Source organism: Jannaschia helgolandensis (genome assembly GCF_900109285.1).
In the GTDB taxonomy this organism is placed as follows: Bacteria; Pseudomonadota; Alphaproteobacteria; order Rhodobacterales; family Rhodobacteraceae; genus Jannaschia; species Jannaschia helgolandensis.
Map to the genome: position 1 here is coordinate 117,036 of NZ_FNZQ01000001.1, position 21,937 is coordinate 138,972.

At 60.0% G+C, this 21,937-nt stretch carries 16 protein-coding genes; 12 read left to right on the forward strand and 4 right to left on the reverse strand.

Annotation, left to right across the window (positions count from 1 at the left end; translation table 11 throughout):
- Positions 1 to 288: 288 nt before the first annotated feature.
- Both galE and BMY38_RS00550 read left to right on the forward strand, forming a co-directional pair.
- The gene (gene galE / locus BMY38_RS00545; protein ID WP_092758773.1) at positions 289 to 1,335 is read left to right on the forward strand and encodes a UDP-glucose 4-epimerase GalE; all 1,047 of its coding nucleotides are present in this window, start codon (positions 289 to 291) and stop codon (positions 1,333 to 1,335) included.
- A 58-nt stretch (positions 1,336 to 1,393) separates the two neighbouring features.
- Positions 1,394 to 2,509 carry an endo alpha-1,4 polygalactosaminidase gene (locus BMY38_RS00550; protein WP_217638774.1) on the forward strand — a complete coding sequence of 372 codons (1,116 nt, stop codon included), beginning with the start codon at positions 1,394 to 1,396 and terminating at the stop codon, positions 2,507 to 2,509.
- On the opposite strand, the gene BMY38_RS00555 is transcribed toward BMY38_RS00550, so the two are convergent.
- Together BMY38_RS00555 and BMY38_RS00560 are read right to left on the reverse strand one after the other, a co-directional pair.
- Complete coding sequence (locus tag BMY38_RS00555) at positions 2,451 to 3,806, reverse strand: tetratricopeptide repeat protein (protein ID WP_092758777.1); 1,356 nt, start codon at positions 3,804 to 3,806, stop codon at positions 2,451 to 2,453. The two genes, BMY38_RS00550 and BMY38_RS00555, sit on opposite strands and share 59 nt — an antisense overlap.
- A gap of 1 nt (position 3,807) precedes the next feature.
- On the reverse strand, positions 3,808 to 6,081 hold the full coding sequence (locus BMY38_RS00560; RefSeq protein WP_139204627.1) for a polysaccharide deacetylase family protein: 2,274 nt from the start codon (positions 6,079 to 6,081) through the stop codon (positions 3,808 to 3,810).
- A 348-nt stretch (positions 6,082 to 6,429) separates the two neighbouring features.
- Between BMY38_RS00560 and BMY38_RS00565 the strand changes: the two genes are divergently transcribed.
- From BMY38_RS00565 to BMY38_RS00600, 8 genes are all read left to right on the forward strand, one after another.
- Complete coding sequence (locus BMY38_RS00565) at positions 6,430 to 8,001, forward strand: polysaccharide biosynthesis/export family protein (protein WP_092758781.1); 1,572 nt, start codon at positions 6,430 to 6,432, stop codon at positions 7,999 to 8,001.
- The gene (locus tag BMY38_RS00570) at positions 7,998 to 9,023 is read left to right on the forward strand and encodes a hypothetical protein (protein ID WP_092758783.1); all 1,026 of its coding nucleotides are present in this window, start codon (positions 7,998 to 8,000) and stop codon (positions 9,021 to 9,023) included. The genes BMY38_RS00565 and BMY38_RS00570 overlap by 4 nt, the downstream gene beginning before the upstream one ends.
- Entirely contained in the window at positions 9,016 to 9,888 is an 873-nt protein-coding gene (locus BMY38_RS00575) for a hypothetical protein (protein WP_092758785.1), read from the forward strand. Before BMY38_RS00570 ends, BMY38_RS00575 begins: the two co-directional genes overlap by 8 nt.
- Positions 9,885 to 11,396, forward strand: a complete 1,512-nt coding sequence (pelF, locus tag BMY38_RS00580) for a GT4 family glycosyltransferase PelF (protein ID WP_092761036.1) — start codon at positions 9,885 to 9,887, stop codon at positions 11,394 to 11,396. Before BMY38_RS00575 ends, pelF begins: the two co-directional genes overlap by 4 nt.
- Entirely contained in the window at positions 11,396 to 12,820 is a 1,425-nt protein-coding gene (gene pelG, locus BMY38_RS00585) for an exopolysaccharide Pel transporter PelG (RefSeq protein WP_092758787.1), read from the forward strand. The genes pelF and pelG overlap by 1 nt, the downstream gene beginning before the upstream one ends.
- Before the next feature lie 307 nt (positions 12,821 to 13,127).
- Positions 13,128 to 13,949, forward strand: coding sequence for a LuxR family transcriptional regulator (locus BMY38_RS18320; protein ID WP_175495725.1), 822 nt, complete (start codon positions 13,128 to 13,130; stop codon positions 13,947 to 13,949).
- Positions 13,950 to 14,399: 450 nt separating this feature from the next.
- Positions 14,400 to 16,145 carry a type I secretion system permease/ATPase gene (locus tag BMY38_RS00595; RefSeq protein ID WP_092758791.1) on the forward strand — a complete coding sequence of 582 codons (1,746 nt, stop codon included), beginning with the start codon at positions 14,400 to 14,402 and terminating at the stop codon, positions 16,143 to 16,145.
- The gene (locus BMY38_RS00600; RefSeq protein WP_245737457.1) at positions 16,142 to 17,500 is read left to right on the forward strand and encodes an HlyD family type I secretion periplasmic adaptor subunit; all 1,359 of its coding nucleotides are present in this window, start codon (positions 16,142 to 16,144) and stop codon (positions 17,498 to 17,500) included. The genes BMY38_RS00595 and BMY38_RS00600 overlap by 4 nt, the downstream gene beginning before the upstream one ends.
- A gap of 341 nt (positions 17,501 to 17,841) precedes the next feature.
- On the opposite strand, the gene radC is transcribed toward BMY38_RS00600, so the two are convergent.
- Positions 17,842 to 18,804 carry a RadC family protein gene (gene radC, locus BMY38_RS00610; protein ID WP_092758797.1) on the reverse strand — a complete coding sequence of 321 codons (963 nt, stop codon included), beginning with the start codon at positions 18,802 to 18,804 and terminating at the stop codon, positions 17,842 to 17,844.
- A gap of 158 nt (positions 18,805 to 18,962) precedes the next feature.
- On the opposite strand from radC, the gene BMY38_RS00615 reads away from it, so the two are divergent.
- Positions 18,963 to 19,754, forward strand: a complete 792-nt coding sequence (locus BMY38_RS00615; RefSeq protein WP_092758799.1) for an inositol monophosphatase family protein — start codon at positions 18,963 to 18,965, stop codon at positions 19,752 to 19,754.
- Positions 19,755 to 19,788: 34 nt separating this feature from the next.
- Here BMY38_RS00615 and BMY38_RS00620 read toward each other — a convergent pair whose 3' ends face one another.
- Entirely contained in the window at positions 19,789 to 20,808 is a 1,020-nt protein-coding gene (locus BMY38_RS00620; RefSeq protein ID WP_092758801.1) for a hypothetical protein, read from the reverse strand.
- A 181-nt stretch (positions 20,809 to 20,989) separates the two neighbouring features.
- On the opposite strand from BMY38_RS00620, the gene deoC reads away from it, so the two are divergent.
- A complete protein-coding gene (deoC, locus tag BMY38_RS00625) occupies positions 20,990 to 21,910 on the forward strand; it encodes a deoxyribose-phosphate aldolase (RefSeq protein ID WP_092761038.1) in 921 nt (306 codons plus the stop codon).
- The last annotated feature ends 27 nt before the right edge of the window (positions 21,911 to 21,937 follow it).

The following is a 21,937-nucleotide window of genomic DNA, read 5'->3' on the forward strand; positions in this document are numbered from 1 at the left end:
TTGGGCCAGATGGATATATGTTCCCGGCTACCGAGGAGGTCACGATGGATCAGAGCGGTAATCCGGCGGAGCCATCTTCCACCGGGAAGGCCAGTGACGGCGTATCCTAGCTTGCATTGTGCCTCCGCCGGGATCGCACAGCTTCAGCCTGGAATTGCGCAAAACGCCTGAGGAGAACTCGCTTATGTGTGGAATTGTCGGTGTGATCGCCAATCGACCGGTCGCCCGGATCCTTCTTTCCTCGCTGGCGCGGCCCCACAACCTTGCAAAATCAGTCACGGTGGAATGATGCGCCCTCCAACAAAGCCCCCATCGGGCAAGACCATCCTGGCGACAGGTGGTGCCGGCTACATCGGATCGCACGTCGTTGTCGAACTCCTCCAGGCCGGACACCGGGTCGTTATCTTCGACAATTTCGAGAACTCAGACCGTCGCGCCGTGGCGTGCATTCCGAAAATCGCCCCCGGCACAATCGTCCTTGTCGAAGGGGACGTCCGCAATCGGCTTGTCGTCGAGGAGATCCTTTCCCGATACAACATAGATGCCGTCATCCACCTTGCCGGCAAGAAAGCCGTCGGCGAATCCGTGGCCGATCCCATGCTCTATTTTCACGACAATCTTCTTGGTGCGATCTCCTTGTTGCAGGCAATGCGCAACGTCGGCACAAAGAATCTCGTCTTTTCATCCTCGGCCACGGTCTATGGGGTCCCGAAGGTTCTACCGATCCCGGAAGCCGCGCCGACCCAGGTTACGAACCCTTACGGTCGCACCAAGCTGATGATCGAAGAGATGATTGACGATTTCGCCGTCGCGGAACCGGATTTCCGCGCAATCTCCTTGCGATACTTCAATCCGGTCGGTGCCCATGCCAGCGGTCTCATCGGGGAAAACCCCAAGGATGTACCGAACAACCTCTTTCCTTACGTGGCGCAAACGGCCATCGGTTTGCGAAAGGAGGTTCAGGTCTTCGGGGCGGATTACGACACTCCCGACGGAACCGGTGTCCGCGACTATATCCATGTGGTGGATCTTGCGTCCGGACATGTCGCGGCGATCCAGCATCTTTTCGATACCTCTCCCGAAGATCGCCATCTCCGGATCAACCTCGGCACCGGAACAGGATATAGCGTCCTTCAGATCATCGAGGCGTTCTCGGTCGCCTGCGGCTTTGCGATCCCTTATCGCGTAACAGATCGTCGTCCGGGTGACGCGGCAGTGTCACTTGCAGATCCCAAGCGCGCCGCTGCCCTTTTGCAATGGTGCGCGACCCGTGACCTATCCCGGATGTGCGCCGATCATTGGGCGTTCCAGCGACAGACGGCTCTGGTCACTTAGCCCCCCGGTCCGCTCCAACCCTGCGCCGGGGAGCAGCGCCTTTCGGAAAATATCTGCCTTGAACCTCATGTCCCTGTTTCGGCCAGCTGCCTTTTTGGGATTCGTCGCTGCCAGCATTCCCGCCCTCATCGTTATGACCCAGGATGCTTCTTCTGCCCTCCAGCCTCCCGACCGGGAATGTGCCATGTCCAGTGCAAGATTACGCTCCGCACGGCTTGCCTCGGCGTTGCAAAAGGGGTTCGGCGTCCAGTACTGGGGAGCTACATACAGTGCCGAAACGCTGTCCCAGCAGCCGCACGGCCTTCTGATCCTCGAAGTAACCAAGATCGGCGCGACCTACAGCGAGACTGGCCGCGAGGTCTTCTTCAGCCCCGAAGAGATCGCAAAGATTAACAGGGACGGCACCCGCCCTACCCTCGGCTACCTTAATGTCAGCGAGATCGAAACCTATCGCGATTACTGGATCGACCTTGTTACCGAACCTGACACCGCATCGCCCGATGACCTTCCAGAGTGGTACGGCCCCACCTCCAGTAGTGGTGAGCATCTTGCCGCCTATTGGACAAAAGCCTGGCAGGGCATCGTCCTGGCGCGGGTTGACCGTCTGATGCAGACGGGCATCGATGGCCTCTTTCTGGACGACGTGCTGCACTATTACACTCAGGCGCTTGATGGCACACTCCGCTGGCCGACAGGTAACCGTCCCGAAAGTCCCGAGGATGCCCCGGAATTCGCGCTTGAAATGATGCGGCTGGTCGAACTGATCGCAGCCCGCGCCCGCGAATGGAAATGCGATGCATATATCGTTGTTAACAATGGCGTCTTCATCGGTCGCGATGCAGCCGGGGCAGAGCCCGGACCCGAAGGCAAGGCCGGTTTTTCATCCTATCTGAACGCCATCGAAGCCATCATGCTCGAAAACTTCTCGGCCGCGACCACAAACGCCGGCACGATCGAGGCGCTGCAACAGGACTTTCGCGACCAGGGAGTCGCCGTTCTGTCGCTCGATGTCTTGACTCAATTTCCGGACCAGGACCCTGAAAAACTGCGCCAGACAATTGCGAAGAAGGCGGCGCAATCGGGCTTTTATCCCTATATCGCCGCCGACGAAGCCTTCAACCAGGTTGCCCCTCCGATCCAGCTTCCGTCAGGTCGGCCGGCCGTAACGGAATGATGCTTTCGCGCAAGCGATAGCGCAGGTCCGGATTGTCCACCACGCCCGTCAGAAGCGTTCGATGCAAAGGGCTGCCGCGCAGCCCTTCGAGCAACGACATCCAGATAAGCTGGTCCCATTCTCCCAGCGGGTATTTCGCCGCGGCGACCAGATGCCTGTAGGTCGCGGGCTGATCACCTCTCCAGTTTGCCCAGGCTGCGCCTACCAGCGGTGCTTCCTTGAAAATCTCCTCGCTCAGCAGTTGGCGATACGGGACCAGGGCTCCGGCGCCGCGATAACGCACCAATTGCATCAGGGCCTGCCCGGTCGCCCGCGGGCTTGCCAGTTTGCGCTCGGACGCAAGCGCGCTTTGCAAGCCCCGCATATCGCCGGTGCTTTCCGCAAGAAGGGACAGCGCCGCCCATTCCGCCTCGCTCAGGGTGTCGCGGGTCGAGAGCCATTCCGCCTGCAGGATGCGCGCAACACCACCATGGCCGCTACTGGCAAAGACAGCCACGACCACGTACCCATCCTGCGGTAACACGCGAAATCCTTCTCGGGCCAACAGAATTGCCGCATCGATTGCACCACGTCCGATCAATGCCCGCACCGAAGTCTCGAGCGCCTCAGAGCCCTTGGGCCCTTCGGCCCATCGCGTTGCAACGTCCACCGCTTCCATTGGCCGTCCCGCCTCGACCAGGAATTCAAGCAACCTCCTCTTGAACGCGAGGTTCTCCTGTATGTCGCTTTCGGCAAATGACGTGAGCAGTCTCTCGTAGCTATCGACCCGCCCGGCGGCAATCAGCAGGCGCCCCAGACGTTCGGCCTCCCAGACCGAAAGCTTTGTCGGATCGACGGACAGAAGAAGCGCACGCTCGGCTTCGGCCATGCGCAGGGATCTGTACCAGCCGCCAAGGCGCACCCGACGATCCGGCGTCGGATAGGCATCATATGCCTGCCGAAGAAATACCGCCGCACCGGACAAATCGCCCGCTGTCACTTCTATACCCGCAAGTGTCTCAAGAATATCCTCGGACGGCCCAGCCTGCGACAGCAGCCTCAGGAACGACCTGCGGGCCCCGTCCAGATCACCGTCCGCCAAGGATAGCCGACCAAAGACAAGCTCAAGATTGTCGTGAAACACAATCTTGCCCTCTGCCTGGCGCAGCTCTTTCAACGCCACCTCGGGTTCCATACGCGACAGATCTGCTTCGAACTTTATTGCAGGGTCGGGTCGCAGTGCCACGATTCCTCCGACCGCGATCACCCCAACAACCACAGACACTATTGCGTAGTCGCGCATCGCCTCCAGTCTCATCCTAGCACGCTCCCAAAACGGACAGACCGGTCAGGCCGCCGGGCGCCGCCGGGACCAGAACTCTCAGCAGTCCCGCCTCGTCTGCCATTATCTCCTGCCGTCGATCCTGATCGGCATCCGAGATCGCGACCCCGTATTGGGCCTGAGGCGGCCCGAACAGAACCACCTCACCCTCAGCAAAGCCCGAAACCTCCAGTTCCACGCCACAGTCGCCCCGCTTCCAGGTTTCAATGATCAGTCGGCTTTCGATCAGCGCCGGAGCTTCGGAGCCAAGTACGATGCCGCTCTGGATGCCCTCCTGCGTCAGCGCGACCAGCGGCACCTCGACTCCGGGATCGAGCGTGACATAAAGGCTCTCGCCCTTTCGCCGCGCGCCCATGACGCCTTCGCTACGTCCCATATCGAGGGCCCAGTTCTCGGCCTGATCCAGGCGCACCGTCTGCAGCGCACCCCGATCACGAATCTGCCAGGTGCCGGGCGCCGTGGAAATGATCCGCGCCGATAGAAAACCCTGAACGGTTTCCGCATAGGTCGACGCACGGATAGGCACTACTTCTGATGACCGCGCCAGTTCCAGGTAAGACGCGATCGCCCGCCGGGTTTCAAAGTAGATCGTCGACCGCGCGGCGAAAGAAAGCTGGAAGGGTTTCAGTCGCCGGGGATTTTCGGTTTGTTCAAGGGTCTCTTTCAACCCGTAAAAACCGTATAGTGGCGATGTCCAGTATCCCGTATAGGACGCGTCTCCGCTGAGCGCGTCATAGACTTGGTTATAATCGCCGACTTGGGCTGAGAACGGCCAGAGGCCCGTCAGCGACGGCCCTGCCGCATCCATGATACCGCCACCACCGCCCATGGCGGGCACACTTGTTGCCGACTGCGCTTCAAGCGCCTCCTCGAATGGCCGGGCATTGCCACTCCAGGCATAAAGTTGCACAGGACGTTCGCCCTGCGAAAGCGCGTTCAACTCATTGATCGCCCCTGCCACTTCCGTGCCCAGGTCGAACGGTGCTGTCGCATATTTTCGAGGCGCCCCCGGAGTGTGCGAAAACGTCGATGCCCCAGTGTCCGCAAACGCACCTCGCAGCGTCTTCACTGCTGACGTTACCAGCGCGTCCCGTCCTTCCTCCACTTCCGGCGCATCAAGTATCTCGGCCTCTTGGCCCTCATCATAATCTGCGAAAAAGCTCCAGTCACGGATATCGCTGAAGCCCTGCGCGGCCCCCTGCACATTCGCGGCCGCGAAGGCGCGCATCGCCGCCTGACGTCCCCGATCTGCAAAGTTCCCACCGGGTTCGCGGACAAGATCCCCTGCCAGGACAGCAATCGACATCGGAATATCGAAGAAGGGCTCGACCAGCCGCTCCACAAGGACTTCGGACGCCAGTCGTTCCGGCTCTCCAAACACCCGTGTCGGCATCACATCCAGCCATCCCACCGAGGAAACGGTGACGAAGAATGTGCGCAGACCCTGAAATGTTGTGGGGTCCGGCTTTGGAACCGCATCCTCCTGCAGCACGCGCTGGAAAAATCCGAACGGATCAATGATCCAGAAAGCCTGACCGCGCGCGTCCGTATCGACCGCTGCAGAGGCATGGACATAACCACCTGCCGGCCCTGCCACCGCCAAAGCGACCTCCTTGCCCGGAGAGGAAATCTGCAAGAGCGGGAGAGCGGCGGCTGATGCGGCTACACCTTGATAATCACCCGGTTCAATCAGGAAATCTGCTTCATAACCCAGCAGGGCATCATTCTTTTGGGAAACTACAGATGACACACCGACGGGGTAAATTACACCGTCGGTTTCCATTCCCATTGAAGCCAGAGCTTTATTGGAAATATCATCCTGAAGTCCGGTCCAGGGATCGAAATTGCCGAACGCAACGATTTTAGGGCCGCCATTGCAAAAAGCATCTTCTTGCGCCAGCCATTTCCCTACATTCGGCATTCCGACCGCAGGCTCATCAAACCAAGACATGACAAGCCCCACTTCGGCCGGATCAACCTCGGGCGGCGTCTCTTGCGCCACATCGTAGTAAACGACCACTTGTCCCATGTGATTGAGAACCACCTCGGCATACCTGTGAATCCGCGTGTCCCGTGGCTCGCCTTCACGATCGCTATCGTACAGTGCCAGCGTCTTTCGCGGCAAAGATTCGCAACCCCAGACCCCAGCTGCGGAAACGCCCCAGACAAGTAACGCCATAAGGGCGATGGGCGCAGCCTTGTAACGTTGGCTGAACGCCCGTTTCTCATGGACCAGCAAAGGTCTCCTCATGCTTTCGATCATCATTAACCCAACTTATTTTGGCCCTCTCCCAAAGGTGTCATCCGAAGGGTTAAGCGTCTTGCAGTCGCGGACCTCGCAAGCGCTGACTGGCTTGCTCTTTGGCAAACATGTCTTGCCACCGGGCTGAGAGTTCCTTCGGATTCACCCTGTGGCCAGTCATTTTAAACCTTCGAATATCTTTTTCACTATTGGCTGAGTGTCACTCGGCTGTTTCCCCAGTCGACTCTCCCTAAAGTCAATTGAAGACAGATTTGATTTATCGTAATTTTTCCATGCTTCAAAGATATTTTTTTGAGTCGTTTGCGCGAGTGCAGACAGAATTTTAGGGGAAACGAAATGTCGAGCGGATTTGGTAGTTTTCTCGTCAGCGCGACAATTGTAACAACCGGGCTGACCGGTATTTGGGCCTGGCCCGCCGTGCAGGATGGCGGCATTCAGGCGTTAACCACACAGGCAAGCGACCTTTATCGCCGCGCCGATCTCCGCCTGCGCCCAGCCATCTCGGCGCTTCAATCGCCAGCGGTTCAATCACCTGCAGAAAGCTCAGGCGAACCTGTCACAATCGCCACGGCCATCGCCGTGTCGCTTCCGCCTCCGGAACCGGTTGAGATCAAACCGCTGCAGACCGGGGTATCCGCACCGATCGTCCCGGATCGTTGCAATACTCCGGAGGCCAGATATGACGCCTCAGTCATTGGCGACCGGATCCAGTTGAGGATCTTTGAAACTTCCACCTTGGCCGCTGATACGACCTCCGGCGGCAGCATGTCGCCAACCGATATAGTCTTTGAGCGCCTCGACCTTTCCGGTACCTACGAGGTCGGCGACAGCGGCGCGGTTTCCCTGCCGGCCATTGGCCGGGTCGATGTCGCCGGGCAAACATTGTCCTGCATCGAGGCCATTGTCGCACATGCCGCGTTCAAGCGCATGCGTACGCAGAATACCATCACCGCGGCTTTTACCACGCGGCCCCCGATCCTCATGCGCGGCGCTGTTCGCGCACCCGGAGCCTATACTTACAGCTCCGGACTGACCGTCGAGCGAGTCCTCGCCCAAGCCGGTGCAATTGATGAGCGTGACCCTATGGAGGAAGTCCGCCGCATTGCGCTCGAATCCCGCCGCTCGGAACTGGGCAAGACCCGCATTAGTCTGTCGCTGGAACGCATGCGCATCGAAGCCGCTTTGAACGATCAGGATGTATTTCCCGAAGATGACAAGGCGATCAGGATAGCGCTGGACCTTTTGGGCGAGGATCGGGTCACCACCGAACGTCGTGCCCTCGCCGCGGAGATCGAGGCTGAACGCCTGCGCCAGATTCGAACCGAAGCCATGCTCAACGACATGACCATAAGGATCGAGACCGCTCGCCAACAGCAAGAGGTGGCAAAATCCCAGATGGACTACTATGTCGCCCGCCGCGAGCAAAAGACCGAGATGCTCCAGAACGGGTTAATTTCCGCCTCTGGTCTCGACGACACAGCGATGCGCGCCATGGACGCCGAACGCATTTTCCTCGAAAAGCACGATCTGCTGCTTCGTCTTGAGGCAGAACTGCGACTGGCACAACATGATGCAGAACTGGTCAAGGCAGACCGTATCAAGACCCTGACGGCCGAATTGCGCGGCCTTTCCGCCAGGTCCGACACGGTCGACAGGGAATTCCACACTGTGCTTGCCGAACTGGACCTCTTCAAGAACGATGGGATCGGTTTTGCTGTCACCATCGACCGACCCACCGACGAGAACGAGACCCGCACCATCTCCGCCAATCTAGATACCCTTGTTCGACCCGGTGATTTGGTCACCGTAGCGGCCCGGACGGCGGATGAAGATGATGAAGACGCACTCACCAACGCTTCGGCGGCCCGGGACCGGCCTGTATTCATCCAGAGTGCTTATACGAGATGACCTATGCAGATAATGTCGTCCCTCAAGATCTGAAACTTCCGCGTGCCGAAACCGGCCTGTTCCTGCGAGGCCTTGTCGGCAGTGCAGTACTGCTGCTTGCTATCAAGGCCTCCGAGTCCCTGTTTTTTGGCGCAGGCTATTTTTCCAGCCTCACCTATCACCCATTCTGGATCGTCATTCTTCTTGCCGCAGTCCAACATGGTCTTTTCGTCGGCCTTTCGATCGTTGGCCTCGCGACCATGATGATGGACTGGCCGTCGCGCGCCGTCGGGACTGACATCACCGAATATTACGTCGATATCGCCACCCAGCCGGTACAGTGGCTTGTTGTTGCCCTTGTCATCGGCCTTTATCGACAGCAGCAACTGGGCCGAGAGCGCGCTCTGGCCCAAGAAGCCGAGCGGCTTCGGAACGTCAACCTTACGCTGGCTGGAGAAATCCACCGCCTTGATGCATTCGTCGCCCGGACCGAACTTGCAGCGGCCACTCGTGCCTTCGAGACCGCGCTTCCCCATGATGCTACCGGCGCCGATATTCTGGAAGCTCTTGATCGCCTCTCAAGGGCGGACGCTTCCCATCGCCCAATGGCATTCATCGAAGCTGCGCGCACCTGCCTGTCCACACCGGTTGTCTGGCTTCATCTCGACAAAAATCAAAACCTGTCGCCGGTCATCGCCACCCATGACAATATCCAAATGCCAAACAGAACGCCGGCTCATATTCTGACCTCTGCTATCATGACCTCTGCGTCCGACCAGCCCTTGCGCTTTGCTCCGGGCGAGGGACCTGCACCTGCCGGATATAACGCCATCTGCCGTACGGTGTTCTCCCAGGTTGGCCGCCCTATAGGAGCAATTCTTGCCCTCACGCCGTCAGAGCGTGGCATGGAGGATGCTGAGCCTGCCCTTGCCGCCCTTTGTTGTGCAATCGAGAGCAGCCTTCGACGCTCCCCGCCAAGTCGTGCTCCGTCGATGATTTACCTCGCGCCCCCGCGTGAAGAACCCGCGCACGCCCATGCCTGACATCTTCGCCATGGCACCTCGAAGAGCGGGAATTTATTCCAGCTTCCTCGTAGGGTTGGCCGCGCTTGGAGATATCCTCTTAATCCAGGCTTGGCTGAGTCAGGACCTGTCGATGATCCTGGTCATTGCCTTTCACCTCGGTCTGGCGCTGGCGTTCGGTATTCTGTCAGCCCTACTCTGCCCTCGGCCCCTATCCGCAACCGTCGCCAGTTTCGTCATTCTCGTTCTCTTCGGGCCGTTCGGTGGCCTCGCTCTGATGATGATCGCTCCGGGGCTTGGTCTGCCGCAGGCCCGCATTTTATCCAGCCGTACGGCGTACCAGTTTTCACGTGATCCGCAGCTGCACGATGCTGCGGACAAGCTATTTGATCAGATCTGCCAGCGCCGACGGCACCCATTGTCCGGTAATGCGGTATCAAGCTTCCTGAAAACCTTCCGCTCGGGCACGCTTCACCAGCAACAGGAGGCTATCGCCGCGATTTCGCGCAGTTATCATCCCGATATGCGGCCAGCCCTGTCCGCTGCCCTGGCATCCCCCGTACCTGCGCTTCGCGTTCAGGCGGCGGCCGTCTATGCCAAGCTGCGCGGGACTTACGGCACTCGGGCCAAAGATCTTCTAGACCAAGCCGAGCGCGAGGACCACGCGCGCCCCGCCCTCGACGCAAACGCCTTTCTGGAAGTCGCCGCTTCCGGGTTCGTTGACAATGAGACCCGTGAGAAACTCCTCTTTCTTGCTTCTAAGCTGAAAGAAGAAAATACCCCGCCCTCTGTTCCCTCCGCCTCCGCCTCCGGACCTGGGCCTTCTCGGTCGATGCTTCGGGCGATGCCTCGCATCAAACGATACGCATGCGGCGGCTTGGGATGACCCCCGATGAGCCCTTTGTCGATGTCTGCATCGTTGTCGAGGGCTGCTATCCATTCATTTCCGGAGGGGTCTCGTCGTGGCTCGACTGGCTGATCCGGACTCAGCCGGAAACAACCTTCGCTGTGGTAGCCATCGTTTCAGATGAGCGGGTCCGCGAGATAAAATACGAGCTGCCTTCGAACGTACTCTCCTTTCAGGTGGTCCCTCTTGCGCCTCGGGTCCGAAAGCCCGGACTGCGGGGGCCTGCGATCAACCGAGTCCGCTTTGCGGATCTTATGTACAGTGTGCTGTGCGATGGCGACCTTGATGCCTTCGGTGACCTTCTCGACTTTGTCTCGCAACCGGTGCGACGAAAGCCCTTAGGGTTCATCGCCGCGCCTCGTCCGCCTGACTATGGCGACCTTACAACTTCGGCTGCTGCTTGGTACGCGATTACCGACTGTTACCGGCGCATCGCGCCCGAAGCCGCATTCGGCGACTTCTTCTGGGCCTGGCGCACCCTTGTCGGAAGCCTTCTTTCCATAGCGACCGCACCCATACCGCCTGCGCGCACCTATCACGCCATCTCGACAGGCTATGCCGGTCTTTACGCCGTGCGCGCTGCACGCGTTACGGGACGCACCGCCGCCATTACTGAGCACGGTATCTACACTAACGAGCGCCGCATCGATCTTGTCATGGCCGACTGGATCGCCGACACGATCGACAGTGGCCTTTCTGGCAACGATGCGCGCACCGACGTCCGACGGTTCTGGATCGATACGTTCGAATCATTCGCCAGTATCGCCTATGACGGCTGTCTCAGGATCACGACGCTCTATGGGGCCAATCAATCGTTCCAGCGCACACTTGGTGCCGCCGAAGCGAAGCTTCGGGTCATCCCGAACGGCATCGATCTCGAGAAATTCGACGCGATCCGGCCGCAACGATCCGGTCGGCGCCCAACCGTCGCACTGATCGGGCGCGTCGTTCCGATCAAGGACATCGAAGCCTACATCGCTTCCGCAGCGATTGTCCGCCGCGCCATCCCCGACGTCCATGTTCTTATCATCGGGCCGACTGACGAGGACGAGGATTATCATGCCCTTTGCAGGCGTCGGGTGGCCGAACTGGGGCTGAGCGAGACTGTAAGCTTCACGGGCAAGGTCAACATTGTCGACTTTCTGCCTCAGATCGATGTTCTCGTCCTGACAAGTATCAGCGAAGCCCAGCCGCTTGTCCTGCTCGAAGCCGGTGCCGCGAAAATTCCCTGCGTGGCCACGGATGTCGGGTCCTGCCGCGAAATCATCGAAGGGGCGCCAGACGAGCATCCCAATCTGGGACTTGGCGGCCGTATCGCCCCCCCGATGGACGCCGATGCCATCGGCCAGGCCATCGTCGAACTTATGGCCGATCCGGCCCTTCGTGCCGCCTGTGGCGAAACGCTTCGCAAACGTGTCGAGATGTACTTCACTTCGGAGATATCGGCCGGACGCTATGCTGCGCTCTATCAGGAGCTTGTCGCCTGATGTCGCATTCCCGCCGAATACATGATCGCCTTCGCGCCGTTGCCCGCGATGCAGAGTGGCTGATGGCCGATCCGCTTCTGGCCGGTATTTGTCGATTTGGTGCTGCCATTATTGTCGCTGCCGGGCCCTGGCTGGTCTCCGTCATCGCGCTGGCCATCATTTCCGTCACAATGACACCGATCATGGGGCTTGCCGCCGTCGAGGATCTCCGGCTCACCTTTGTATATGCCTTCAGTATCGCTCCGCTGGCTGCCGGACCTATCGGCGCGGTCACGGCGCGTAGCATCTCTGCTGCGGTCGAAGCCGGCGAGCACGCCACCATCGCAGAGCTTTTCCTGTCTTCTGCCGCACTTTCCGGCATCGTGGCGCAGATCGTCGCCATTGCCGTAATCCTGCTTCTCGGAATCGGCCCGGTCGGCGTCGCGACCGGATTTGTCTTCCTGACCGTCTCGGCCGCGTTGCTATGGACCAGTTTCGCCGTCCTGGCCGCCGTAAAATCTTACGGCTTCCTTATTGCAGCCTTTACCTGTGGCATGGCGCTTTCGGTCGGCTGCGCGCTTCTGGCCGCGATTTATGCCCCGACCACCGAGGTCCTCATCTGGTGTCTCGCTGCGGGAATTTCGTTCTGCGCCGCCCTGTCCATCCGACACATCCAGCAGATGTTCCCCTGTCGCTACGATAGATTTGCGGATACCTTCCGTCAGCTTCTGCGAGAATTGCGCGCAAACGCCATCCTGTGCATAGGCGTCTTTCTCGCGATCTGCGGCGTCTGGATCGACAAATGGGTATTCTGGTTCGGTCCCGATGGCGTCCGGTCAACTGCAGGCTTCCTTCACTACAGTGCCTATGACAGCGTCATGTTTCTGTCGCACCTCTCGGTTATCCCCACCTACGCTGCGTTACTTGTCTTTCACCATGGCGATCTTGTCGCCGTGATTGAGCGTTTCAAAACCGTCCTCGAGTCGCGCGCGACCCATGCGGTCCTCCGCAACCGTATCGATGGCCTTGCACGGGTTGCCTGGTCCGGCCTGTTCAACATCGCCTTGGTACAAGCCGCAATCACCATAGGCCTGATATTGATGTCACCCCTGCTGGCAAAATCATTCGATTTCAGCTTCGGACAGTTTCTGATGATGCGCGTGGGCCTGATCGGCGTGTTCTTCCACTCGTTAATGTTTCTCTGCGCGTCGCTGCTTCTTGTCGCCAATCGTACCCGTCACTTCGCCATAATCCAGGGCGGGTTCCTGCTGCTCAATCTTGGTCTTAGCCTGACGCTATATGCGACAATCGGAATTTCCGCCTACGCTTTCCTTGTAAGTTCACTCGTCGCAGCGGTTGTCGCTTTCTACGCCGCCTACAAGGCCTTGCTGGCGTATGACTACCATCTGTTTCTCGGAGAGAACGATTCGCTATACGGGAGGTGATTCTTACTTGTGATAATCACTTCATCCTGAAGACGAGCCGGTCTGGAAGGCTGCCCCCCCTTGGTAACGCCATGGTTACCAAGCCACTTGACGCCTAGCCTATACATGCAACCAGTTGAATATTTACAGGTTTGCTGCAACCTAAGCTCCTGAAAACGTTAACAGTAAAGTTGGCAGGAAAAATCTGTGACATGCCTGCAACTTTATGTTAAGATTTGGTTAATTTTATTAAACCTTTGAATAACGCTGGACATGAGAATTTTTCTCAAGTTCGCGCCGGACAATGACTTTTGGGGTGGGGTATATCATGGTTTCCGATGCATTTATTATTGTCGATACGTGTGAGTTTCGTGCGGCTGCCTTTGCCGCCATTCTTGCGCCCTGGGCGAGGCGGATAGACGCCGATATCCACGTGGTCCATGATCCCGATAAGCTTGCCGATCTTCCTGATCACGTGCCCTTGGCATGTTTCTATTCCATCGGAGGGCTATCCCTTCGCGACCAACGCGTTACTCAGACCATTGCTCGGCTCCGCGACCTTTTTGCGGCCTGTCCGCACATCGTTTTTTCTGATATCCACGACAATCTCGAAATTGCCGCTGCGATCGATTGCGGATTGCATGGCTTCATCCCGACCAAGATGCCGGCACATATCGCTCTTGCAGCCATCCAGTTCATTCTCGACGGCGGAACCTATCATCCGCACTCTGTAACGAACGCGGAGACGTCGGTTAAGACGCGCTCGCCTTCTGTCGTTGTCAGTCACATTGGCAGTCATCAAACACCGCAGGCAGCGTCGCCCGAGCGGTCGCAAACTGTCCCTCCCGCACCCCGCTGGACTGCATCACCCGACCGGCATGCTGCCTCTTCAAGATGCGCCGACGGGGCGTATGAGCCAAGGCAGGATGATGCTCCTACAAAGAAACGTCATATCGAAGTGCTGGAATTTCTCATCAAAGGCGAGACTAACAAGGAAATCGCACGCCACCTCGACCTGACGGAAGCGACCATTAAGGTCTACGTCCGCGAGTTGATGAAGCATTTCGGAGCGAAAAACCGGATGCAGGTGGCCCTGAAGGCTTCCGCTCTTCGTCAACACACGGCTTCCGGCAACCCTGTCAGTCAATGAAAGCTCGGTGAACATGGGACGCGGCAGCCGCGTCGCCATGATTGAATGTAACACCGTGCAGTCCATCCCGGCCCGCAAGCCCGGCAGACCATGGAAAGACAACTGCCTGACAGTAATAGCCTGGTATGAAACGCTCCTCGCCATGCGACACTATGGGAGTGGCCGAATGTCACATCAACGCGCTGAACCAGATCAACGATCCTACAAGACATCGGTTCACAGACCCGGCACTCCATCTGTGAATAAGAGTTGCATGGTAGACGTTCTTCCTTTTCGCGGCCCTGGAAAACAGTTTTTCTAAGATCGACAGTTAAAGGGAAGAAGAACTCTTGTTTGGTGAACTCCAGCAATCGGCGGCGCAAGTCGGGGTGTGCCCAGCGCGCCGCAGATGTTATCGTACCGACATTCCGCATTGCGTCGTCCGATGCAAACCGTAACGATGCTCGGCAGATGACCAACCGCTCTTCCACCCATTTCAAGTCCGGCGCGCAGGAAGTCGGGGATGTCCGCAGCAAGAGCACGCACCTTCTGATGATGGTGTTTGTTGTCTCGATAGTCGTGAACGCGCTCATGCTGACCGGTCCGCTGTATATGCTGCAGGTCTACGACCGGGTGCTGGGGTCGCGATCGGAGGAGACGTTGCTGGCGTTGTCGGTTCTGGTGACGTTCCTGTTCCTGATGATGGGCATCCTAGATTATGCGCGCGGGCGTATCACGACGCGGGCCGGGGCCCGGTTTCAGGATCTGCTGGATGGTCGGGTGTTTCAGGCGCATCTGCGCCGCGCGGCCGCCACGCCGGGCGGTTCGGGCGCGCGCAATCCGCTGCGCGACCTTGAAGCCGTGCAGAGGCTGATGGCCTCGCCGGTCTTCCTGGCGCTATTCGACGCGCCCTGGACCCCGTTCTTCCTGGCCGCGATCTTTCTGTTCCATCCGTGGCTGGGTATCCTGGCGATAAGTGGCGGGGCCGTCCTGATGGCAATCGCCGTTGTCAATCAATGGCTGACGTCCGGTCCGATGGCGCAGGCCAATCAGGCGACCGCGCGCGCCGAGTTAACAGCGCAGCAACTGTCCTCCGAGGCGGAGCTGGTGCAATCGCTGGGCATGCGCGGCGCGGCGTTCCAGCGCTGGCGGACGGCGCGCGGTGCTTCGCTCGAACAGTCAGTTCTGTTTTCCGACTGGTCCGGCCTGTTCACCGTCACGACGCGAACTCTGCGGTTGTTTCTGCAATCGGCCATGCTGGGTCTCGGGGCCTATCTGGTTTTGCAGAACGAGATGACGGCGGGCGCCATGATCGCAGGTTCCATCCTGTTTGGCCGGGCGCTGGCACCGATCGAGATGCTGATCGGACAGTGGCAGCTGGTGCAGGCCGCGCGGCGCGGCAAAGCGTCGGTCATTGAACTGCTGGATCAAGTGCCGCCGGAGGAGACAAGGATCAGCTTGCCGCACCCCAAGGCGCTTCTGGTCGCGGAAAACATCAGCGTTGTGCCGCCCGGAGCCACACAGGCAAGCCTGCGCAGCATTTCCTTCGTGCTCAAACCGGGTCAGGCGATGGGGGTGATCGGCCCGTCCGGGGCGGGAAAGACTTCGCTGGCCAAGGCTATCACAGGCGTCTGGACCCCGATTGGCGGCAAGATGCGACTCGATAGCGCGACGCTCGATCAATACGATCCGGACACATTGGGCCGGTACATCGGCTACCTGCCGCAAAGCGTCACTCTATTCGACGGAACGATTGCCGAAAACATCGCCCGCCTTGATCCTGCGCCGGCCTCGGCAAAGGTGGTGGAAGCCGCCAAACAGGCCGCAGCGCATGAGATGATCCTGCAACAGCCCAAGGGTTACGATACCCCAGTCTCGGCAGTCGGAGGACGGCTGTCAGGCGGACAGGTCCAGCGGATCGGCCTGGCGCGGGCAATATACGGCGATCCGGTGATCCTTGTGTTGGATGAGCCGAACTCGAACCTCGACAATGACGGCACAATCGCACTGAACCGTGCCATCAAAGGTATGAAGGATACGGGCCGATCCGTGGTCATCATCGCCCACCGGCCTGGGGCGATCCAGGAATGCGAACTGCTGCTGATGCTGGACCAGGGCGTGCGGCAGGCCTTCGGACCAACGCAGGAAGTTCTGTCCAAGATGGTCAAAAATCATGGGGCGCTTGCAGGGCAGACCGTTTCGGGGACCGTTTCGTGACACGGACCACGGCAAATTTGTCTACGGTTCCACCAGTCCGGCCTGATCCGCCCGAGGCCCGGGCAGGTCAGGCATGGTCCGCCCGATGGTACACGACACTCTGCATTCTGGGGATGCTGATCCTGTTCGGTGGCTTCGGATCCTGGGCCGTTCTTGCGAACATCTCGGGGGCCATAATCTCCACCGGCCGGGTTGCGGTCGAAAGCAATCGTCAGGTTGTGCAGCATCCGGATGGTGGAGTGGTGATGGAAATCCTAGTCGCCGAAGGAGACAGGGTCGCTGAGGGGGATACCTTGATCCGCCTCGATCCGGAAGACCTGCTCTCCAGTGCAGATATCCTCGGCAGCCAGCTTCACGAGTTGGCCGCGCGAACGGCCCGGTTGGTCGCGGAGCGGGATGACAAGGCCGAGATCGACTTTCCGTCCGATCTCCTTGAGGCAGCCAGTCTTACCCCCGAAATCGGCGAGGTCGTCCAGGGCCAGCGCAATATGTTCGAAGCCCGGGCGGCTTTCGTCGCACGGGAGACGGAGCAGCTGAACCAGCAATCCGATCAGATCGACAGCCAGATCGACGGGATCGAAGCGCAAGCCCTTGCGCTGAAGTCACAGCTTGAGCTGATCCGAGAAGAGCTGGAAGCACAGGAAAGTTTGCTGGATCGCGGTCTGACCCAAGCCCAGCGTGTCCTCACACTGCGCCGGGACGAAGCCTCGCTAATGGGCACGGTCGGAGAGTTCGAGGCTTCCATCGCGGAGTTGGAAGGACGACGGATCGGGATTGGCCTTGAGATCATCAAGCTCCGGGCCAGAGCCCATGAGACAGCCATCGCCGAGCTTCGCGACCTTCAGGCACGGCAACTCGAACTGTCGGGAGAGTATCGTGCCACGATCAAGCGGATGAGCCGGCTTGATGTGACGGCCCCCGTGGACGGTATCGTCTACGACCTCCAGGTCTTTGCCCGCCGCTCGGTGATCCGGCCCGCCGATCCGATCCTCTATCTCGTCCCACAGGATCGACCACTGGTGATCCAGACCGAGGTCGATCCGATCCACATCGACCAGGTCTATCCCGGTCAGCCAGTGACATTGCGCCTGCCGACCTTCGATGCCCGCACCACGCCGGAACTGTTCGGGACTGTCATCCGCGTGTCGCCCGATGCGTTTACCAATCAGGCGACCGGAGCAACGTACTATCAGGCGGAGGTGCTTCCCGACGAGGGAGAGATCGCGCGGCTGGGAGGTCTGGTGCTGTTGCCCGGGATGCCGGTGGAGGCTTATTTGAGAACGGAAGATCGGACGCCGTTGGGCTATCTTGTGAAGCCCTTGGCGGATTACTTCAATCGGGCGTTTCGTGAGTGAGAAATGTAAATTCAAACAACAGAGCCTTATGGCTCTGTTGATGGCGTGGATGCCCCCTCCCGACGGCATCGACAGTGCCCAATCAAACCGTAAAATCGGACAGCCGGGTCAGCGCGGCGGGCTTTGCAATTCAGGCGGATGACGGTCTGTCCAGCTATCCGAACATGCAGGCATGGTTCGACAAGGTAAATGCCCGACCCGCGACCATCCGAACCGAGGGTTTCATCGAAATTCCATTTCAAGGCCGAGGTGAACGAAGTCATGATGCGCGCGACAGTCCCGCAAACCTTCTGACCCCTTTATGCGGTCGCCGAGAACTGCAGCCCTAAAGGCACTTCCGATTAGTCCTCGATCAGGCCCAGCGTGCGGAACGAAACTTCCTGATCCTTGCCGATGATCATGTGGTCATGGATCACGATCTCCAGCGCAGCGCAGGCGGCGACGATTTTGCGCGTCATCTCGATGTCTGCGTTACTGGGCGTCGGGTCGCCGGACGGATGATTATGGACGAGGATCAGCGCGCTGGCGTTCAATTCCAGCGCCCGGCGCGTCACTTCGCGCGGATAGACCGGCACATGATCGATGGTCCCCTCGCCCTGCTCCTCGTCGGCGATCACACGGTTTTTGCGATCCAGAAACAGGATGCGGAACTGTTCGGTATCGCGGTGCGCCATCGTCGTGCGGCAGTATCCCACCACGTCCGTCCACGACGACAAAACTTCCTTGTTGAGTATCTTCGCCTGCCCCATCCGATGCGCAAAGGCCTCGGCGATCCGAAGTTGCAGGTAGACCTTGTCGGTCGCCCCATCGACGCGGAGGAGGTTACGCTCGGACGCGGCGACGACTCCGTTCAGGTCCCCGAAGGCGGCCAGCAGGCGCTTGGCCAGTGGTTTCACGTCGATGCGTGGAATCGCATTGAACAGCATCAGTTCCAAGAGCTCGTATTCCGGCATCGACTTGTGCCCGCCGGACAGGAAGCGGATGCGCAGGCGTTCACGATGCCCCCAATAATGTGGGCGCGTCGACCCATCGGAATGCCGCACCAGCCCGCCGCCCGCGCTTTCCGATGGAGAGAGCCGATCAGTCTGACGCCAGCTTGGCGAGTGGACGGGTTGGGTCGGCACGTCACGCGGCGGCAGGCGCGCCTCCAGATCGGCAAGCCCCCGCTGTGCAGCCTCATTGAAACCAGACGTCCGACAAGTGGAGGCTTCGGGGTAGGTCGGAATTTCCGGCCGACGCCCCCTCACCCGGTCTGGCAGCCAGTCTGTCAGTCGCGTCAGGTCGAAAGACCGTGGATTCGTCATCAGCCCGCCTCTTCACATCTCTCCGGGACTGTAGGTGAAGAATAGTAAACGGCGGGTTAATGACGGGTTTCTTCCCGCGAACGGAACGGCGTGATCGGGGGCTGGTCCCCCGCGCCTTCCTCGGCTAGATGCCGCCCCTGACCGAACGGAGCGACCCGATGCAAGGCAGTGCCAACCTCAACGTGATGATCAAGACGGCCCGCAAGGCCGGGCGCGCCCTGCTGAAGGATTTCGGCGAAGTCGAGGCCCTGCAGGTCTCGGCCAATGGTCCGCGCGATTTCACCAACAAGGCTGTCGCCAAATCGGAAGATATCCTGCGCGCAGACCTGGAAAACGCCCGCCCTAATTATGGCTTTCAGGCCTTGTCCGGCAGCGTAGAGGGCACCGACCCGACCCGCCGCTGGATCATCACACCGCTGGACGGGTCAGTGAACTATCTGCACGGCATCCCGCATTGGGCCGTGTCCATCGCGTTGGAGCACAAGGGCGAGGTAGTCTCTGCCGTCACCTATGACCCGCTGCGGGATGAGTTGTTCTGGGCTGAAAAAGGTACCGGTGCCTGGCTGGACGGTCGCACCCGCCTGCGCGTGTCTGGTCGCATTGCGCTGGTCGAGTGCATCTTCGCGACCGGCCTGCCCGCCGCCGCCGAGAAATACCTGCCCGCCGCGATCAAGGACCTTGTGCAGCTCCTTCCCGTCTGCGCTGGCGTGCGTCAGTTGGGCGTCCCTTCGCTGGATCTGGCGCATGTCGCCGCCGGACGTTTCGATGGCTTCTGGCAACGCGGCATGAAGCCTTGGGAATTTGCGACCGGCATCCTGATCCTGCGCGAGGCGGGCGGGTTCGCAGAACCGATCCGCGACACCCAGACCATGCTGCAGGACGGGCATGTCATCGGTGGTTCCTCCGCCATTTTCGAAAAATTCTCGAAGATTATCCGTTCGACGGATTGATTGCGCCGCCGAGTCGAGGCTTTGACCGCAAAGCCTAATCCGGCGCCCGCGCAATCAACGCCTTGCCAACCGCTCTGAACCAATCTTCGAAGCCCGCCGTCAATGGATCGCTGGCCGCGATCTGGGGCATCCGCGCGCACAGATCGCGCACAACTTCTGGCACCGCACCGATCCGGTCCAGCCGCAGCGCGTCGTCGGCATCCGCCCAACCATCGGCGTCGATCCGCGCCGTGATCCGTTTCAGCCGGTTCGCTGCGACCAGAACCGCCATACGCAACGCCAGCCCGCGTGCGTCGGCATCGGGCATGACCTCTGATAGAAGAGCGGTCGTGGTCGCCGGGTTCAGTCGCCAGTATTCATCGGCGATGGCCCAGCCCAGATCCTCGACCCCGGCGCGCCGACCAAACAGGTCCCAATCGAACCACGTCACAGATCCGTCCGGCTGCACTGCGGCATTGGCCAGTCGCGCATCCCATCGGGTAAATACCAGCGGGTCATGCGCCAGCGACATGGCGAGCGCGTTTGCATCGACATCCGGCATGGCGATGCCGAGATCGCCTGACAGGAAGAATGGCTGAGACACGAAATCCTCGGCCCAGCCGGGACGCGTCCCCAGACCGGGTAGCTTAGACAATATGTCGGGCCGCCGGTCCATCGCAGCGCGGCAGGCCTGCAGACTGGTCAGCGCCGCACGGGCCAGCGCGGCCTTCTGGTCCGCATCCGCAGAGGCCATCGCGAATGACAACCGTCTCCGGCCCACGTCTTGCTGCACCAGCAGGCCGTCACGGAATCCGATCACCGCGGGCACCGGGGCACCCTCACTCGACAGAACCTGCAATAGCGCGGCTTCTGTTTCGCTGCGGGCGGGTGTTTCACGCCGCGTCACGATCACGCTGCGTCCATCTTCCAGAAGCGCGCGAACGGACTTGCGCCCGCGCCCTCCCGGTGCAGTCAGCGTATGGATCGGGCTGCCCGTCAAGTTTAGGACCAACGCCTTGGTCCAGCCGATCGAACCGGGCTGGAACAGGGCCGAAGAAATGCCGGTGGGGGCCATAAAAGCGTCGCAACCTCTTGCAAGTCGGCTTGAGTATCCGTGTCGGACCCAAGCATCGCGGGCCCCAGGCGTCGCGGGGTCATGGTTGCACTTGGCCAGACCCCGTGCAACGCTTTTCAGGTAAATTCAACCATTCCGGACCGTCTGTGTGACCGCATCCGACCTGCCCCGAAATGCCGGTATGCCATTCGACCCTGCCGTGGTTGAAGCGGTGCGCGTCAACACGCCCGCAACACTGCGTCGTGCTGCAACGATCCCGGCGCGCCGGTCCGTCAAGAAAGACCATCAGGCCGCCTGGCTGGCCCGCGCCGTGTCGATGATCGACCTGACGACACTGTCGGGCGATGACACGCCGGGCCGGGTTCGTCGCCTCTGCGCCAAGGCCCTGTCACCGGTCCGCGCTGATCTGCTGGAGGCGATAGGCCTGCCCGATCTGACCACCGGGGCGGTCTGCGTGTATCACGACATGGTCCCCGTGGCGGTCGAGGCCGTTGCTGGTCGTATTCCCGTCGCTGCCGTCTCTACCGGGTTTCCGGCGGGCCTTTCGCCGTTTCACCTGCGCCTGCGCGAGATCGAGGAGTCTGTCGCTGCCGGTGCCACCGAAATCGATATCGTCATTTCCCGCCGCCATGTTCTGGCTGGCGACTGGGCGGCGCTCTATGACGAAACGGCGCAGATGCGCGCGGCCTGCCGCGATGCCCATATGAAGGCTATCCTTGCCACCGGCGAGCTTGGTACGTTGAAAAATGTAATGAAGGCCAGCATGGTCACGATGATGGCCGGGTCGGACTTCATCAAAACCTCGACCGGCAAGGAAGCGGTGAACGCGACCCTGCCCGTCTCTCTCACCATGATGCGTGCAATCCGCGCCTATGATGCTGCGGCTGGTTTCAAGGTCGGCTACAAACCTGCGGGCGGGGTCTCCAAGGCCAAGGACGCGATCACTTATCTGGCGCTTCTGAAGGAAGAACTGGGCGATCGCTGGCTGCGCCCGGACCTGTTCCGGTTCGGCGCGTCGTCCCTGCTGGGCGATATCGAACGGCAGTTGGAACATCATGTAACAGGGCGCTATTCGTCCAGCCATCGTCACGCAATCGGATAGCGGCGGGGCGCTGCACCCGCCCCCGGA

Coding starts and splice junctions, on each gene's coding strand:
- BMY38_RS00560 (WP_139204627.1), bottom strand. CDS start 6,081: ATGAGGAGACCTTTGCTGGTCCATGAGAAACGGGCGTTCAGCCAACGT.
- BMY38_RS00595 (WP_092758791.1), top strand. CDS start 14,400: ATGACCAACCGCTCTTCCACCCATTTCAAGTCCGGCGCGCAGGAAGTC.
- BMY38_RS00555 (WP_092758777.1), bottom strand. CDS start 3,806: ATGAGACTGGAGGCGATGCGCGACTACGCAATAGTGTCTGTGGTTGTT.
- radC (WP_092758797.1), bottom strand. CDS start 18,804: ATGACGAATCCACGGTCTTTCGACCTGACGCGACTGACAGACTGGCTG.
- BMY38_RS18320 (WP_175495725.1), top strand. CDS start 13,128: ATGGTTTCCGATGCATTTATTATTGTCGATACGTGTGAGTTTCGTGCG.
- BMY38_RS00575 (WP_092758785.1), top strand. CDS start 9,016: ATGCCTGACATCTTCGCCATGGCACCTCGAAGAGCGGGAATTTATTCC.
- deoC (WP_092761038.1), top strand. CDS start 20,990: ATGCCATTCGACCCTGCCGTGGTTGAAGCGGTGCGCGTCAACACGCCC.
- galE (WP_092758773.1), top strand. CDS start 289: ATGCGCCCTCCAACAAAGCCCCCATCGGGCAAGACCATCCTGGCGACA.
- BMY38_RS00620 (WP_092758801.1), bottom strand. CDS start 20,808: ATGGCCCCCACCGGCATTTCTTCGGCCCTGTTCCAGCCCGGTTCGATC.
- BMY38_RS00565 (WP_092758781.1), top strand. CDS start 6,430: ATGTCGAGCGGATTTGGTAGTTTTCTCGTCAGCGCGACAATTGTAACA.
- pelG (WP_092758787.1), top strand. CDS start 11,396: ATGTCGCATTCCCGCCGAATACATGATCGCCTTCGCGCCGTTGCCCGC.
- BMY38_RS00570 (WP_092758783.1), top strand. CDS start 7,998: ATGACCTATGCAGATAATGTCGTCCCTCAAGATCTGAAACTTCCGCGT.
- pelF (WP_092761036.1), top strand. CDS start 9,885: ATGACCCCCGATGAGCCCTTTGTCGATGTCTGCATCGTTGTCGAGGGC.
- BMY38_RS00615 (WP_092758799.1), top strand. CDS start 18,963: ATGCAAGGCAGTGCCAACCTCAACGTGATGATCAAGACGGCCCGCAAG.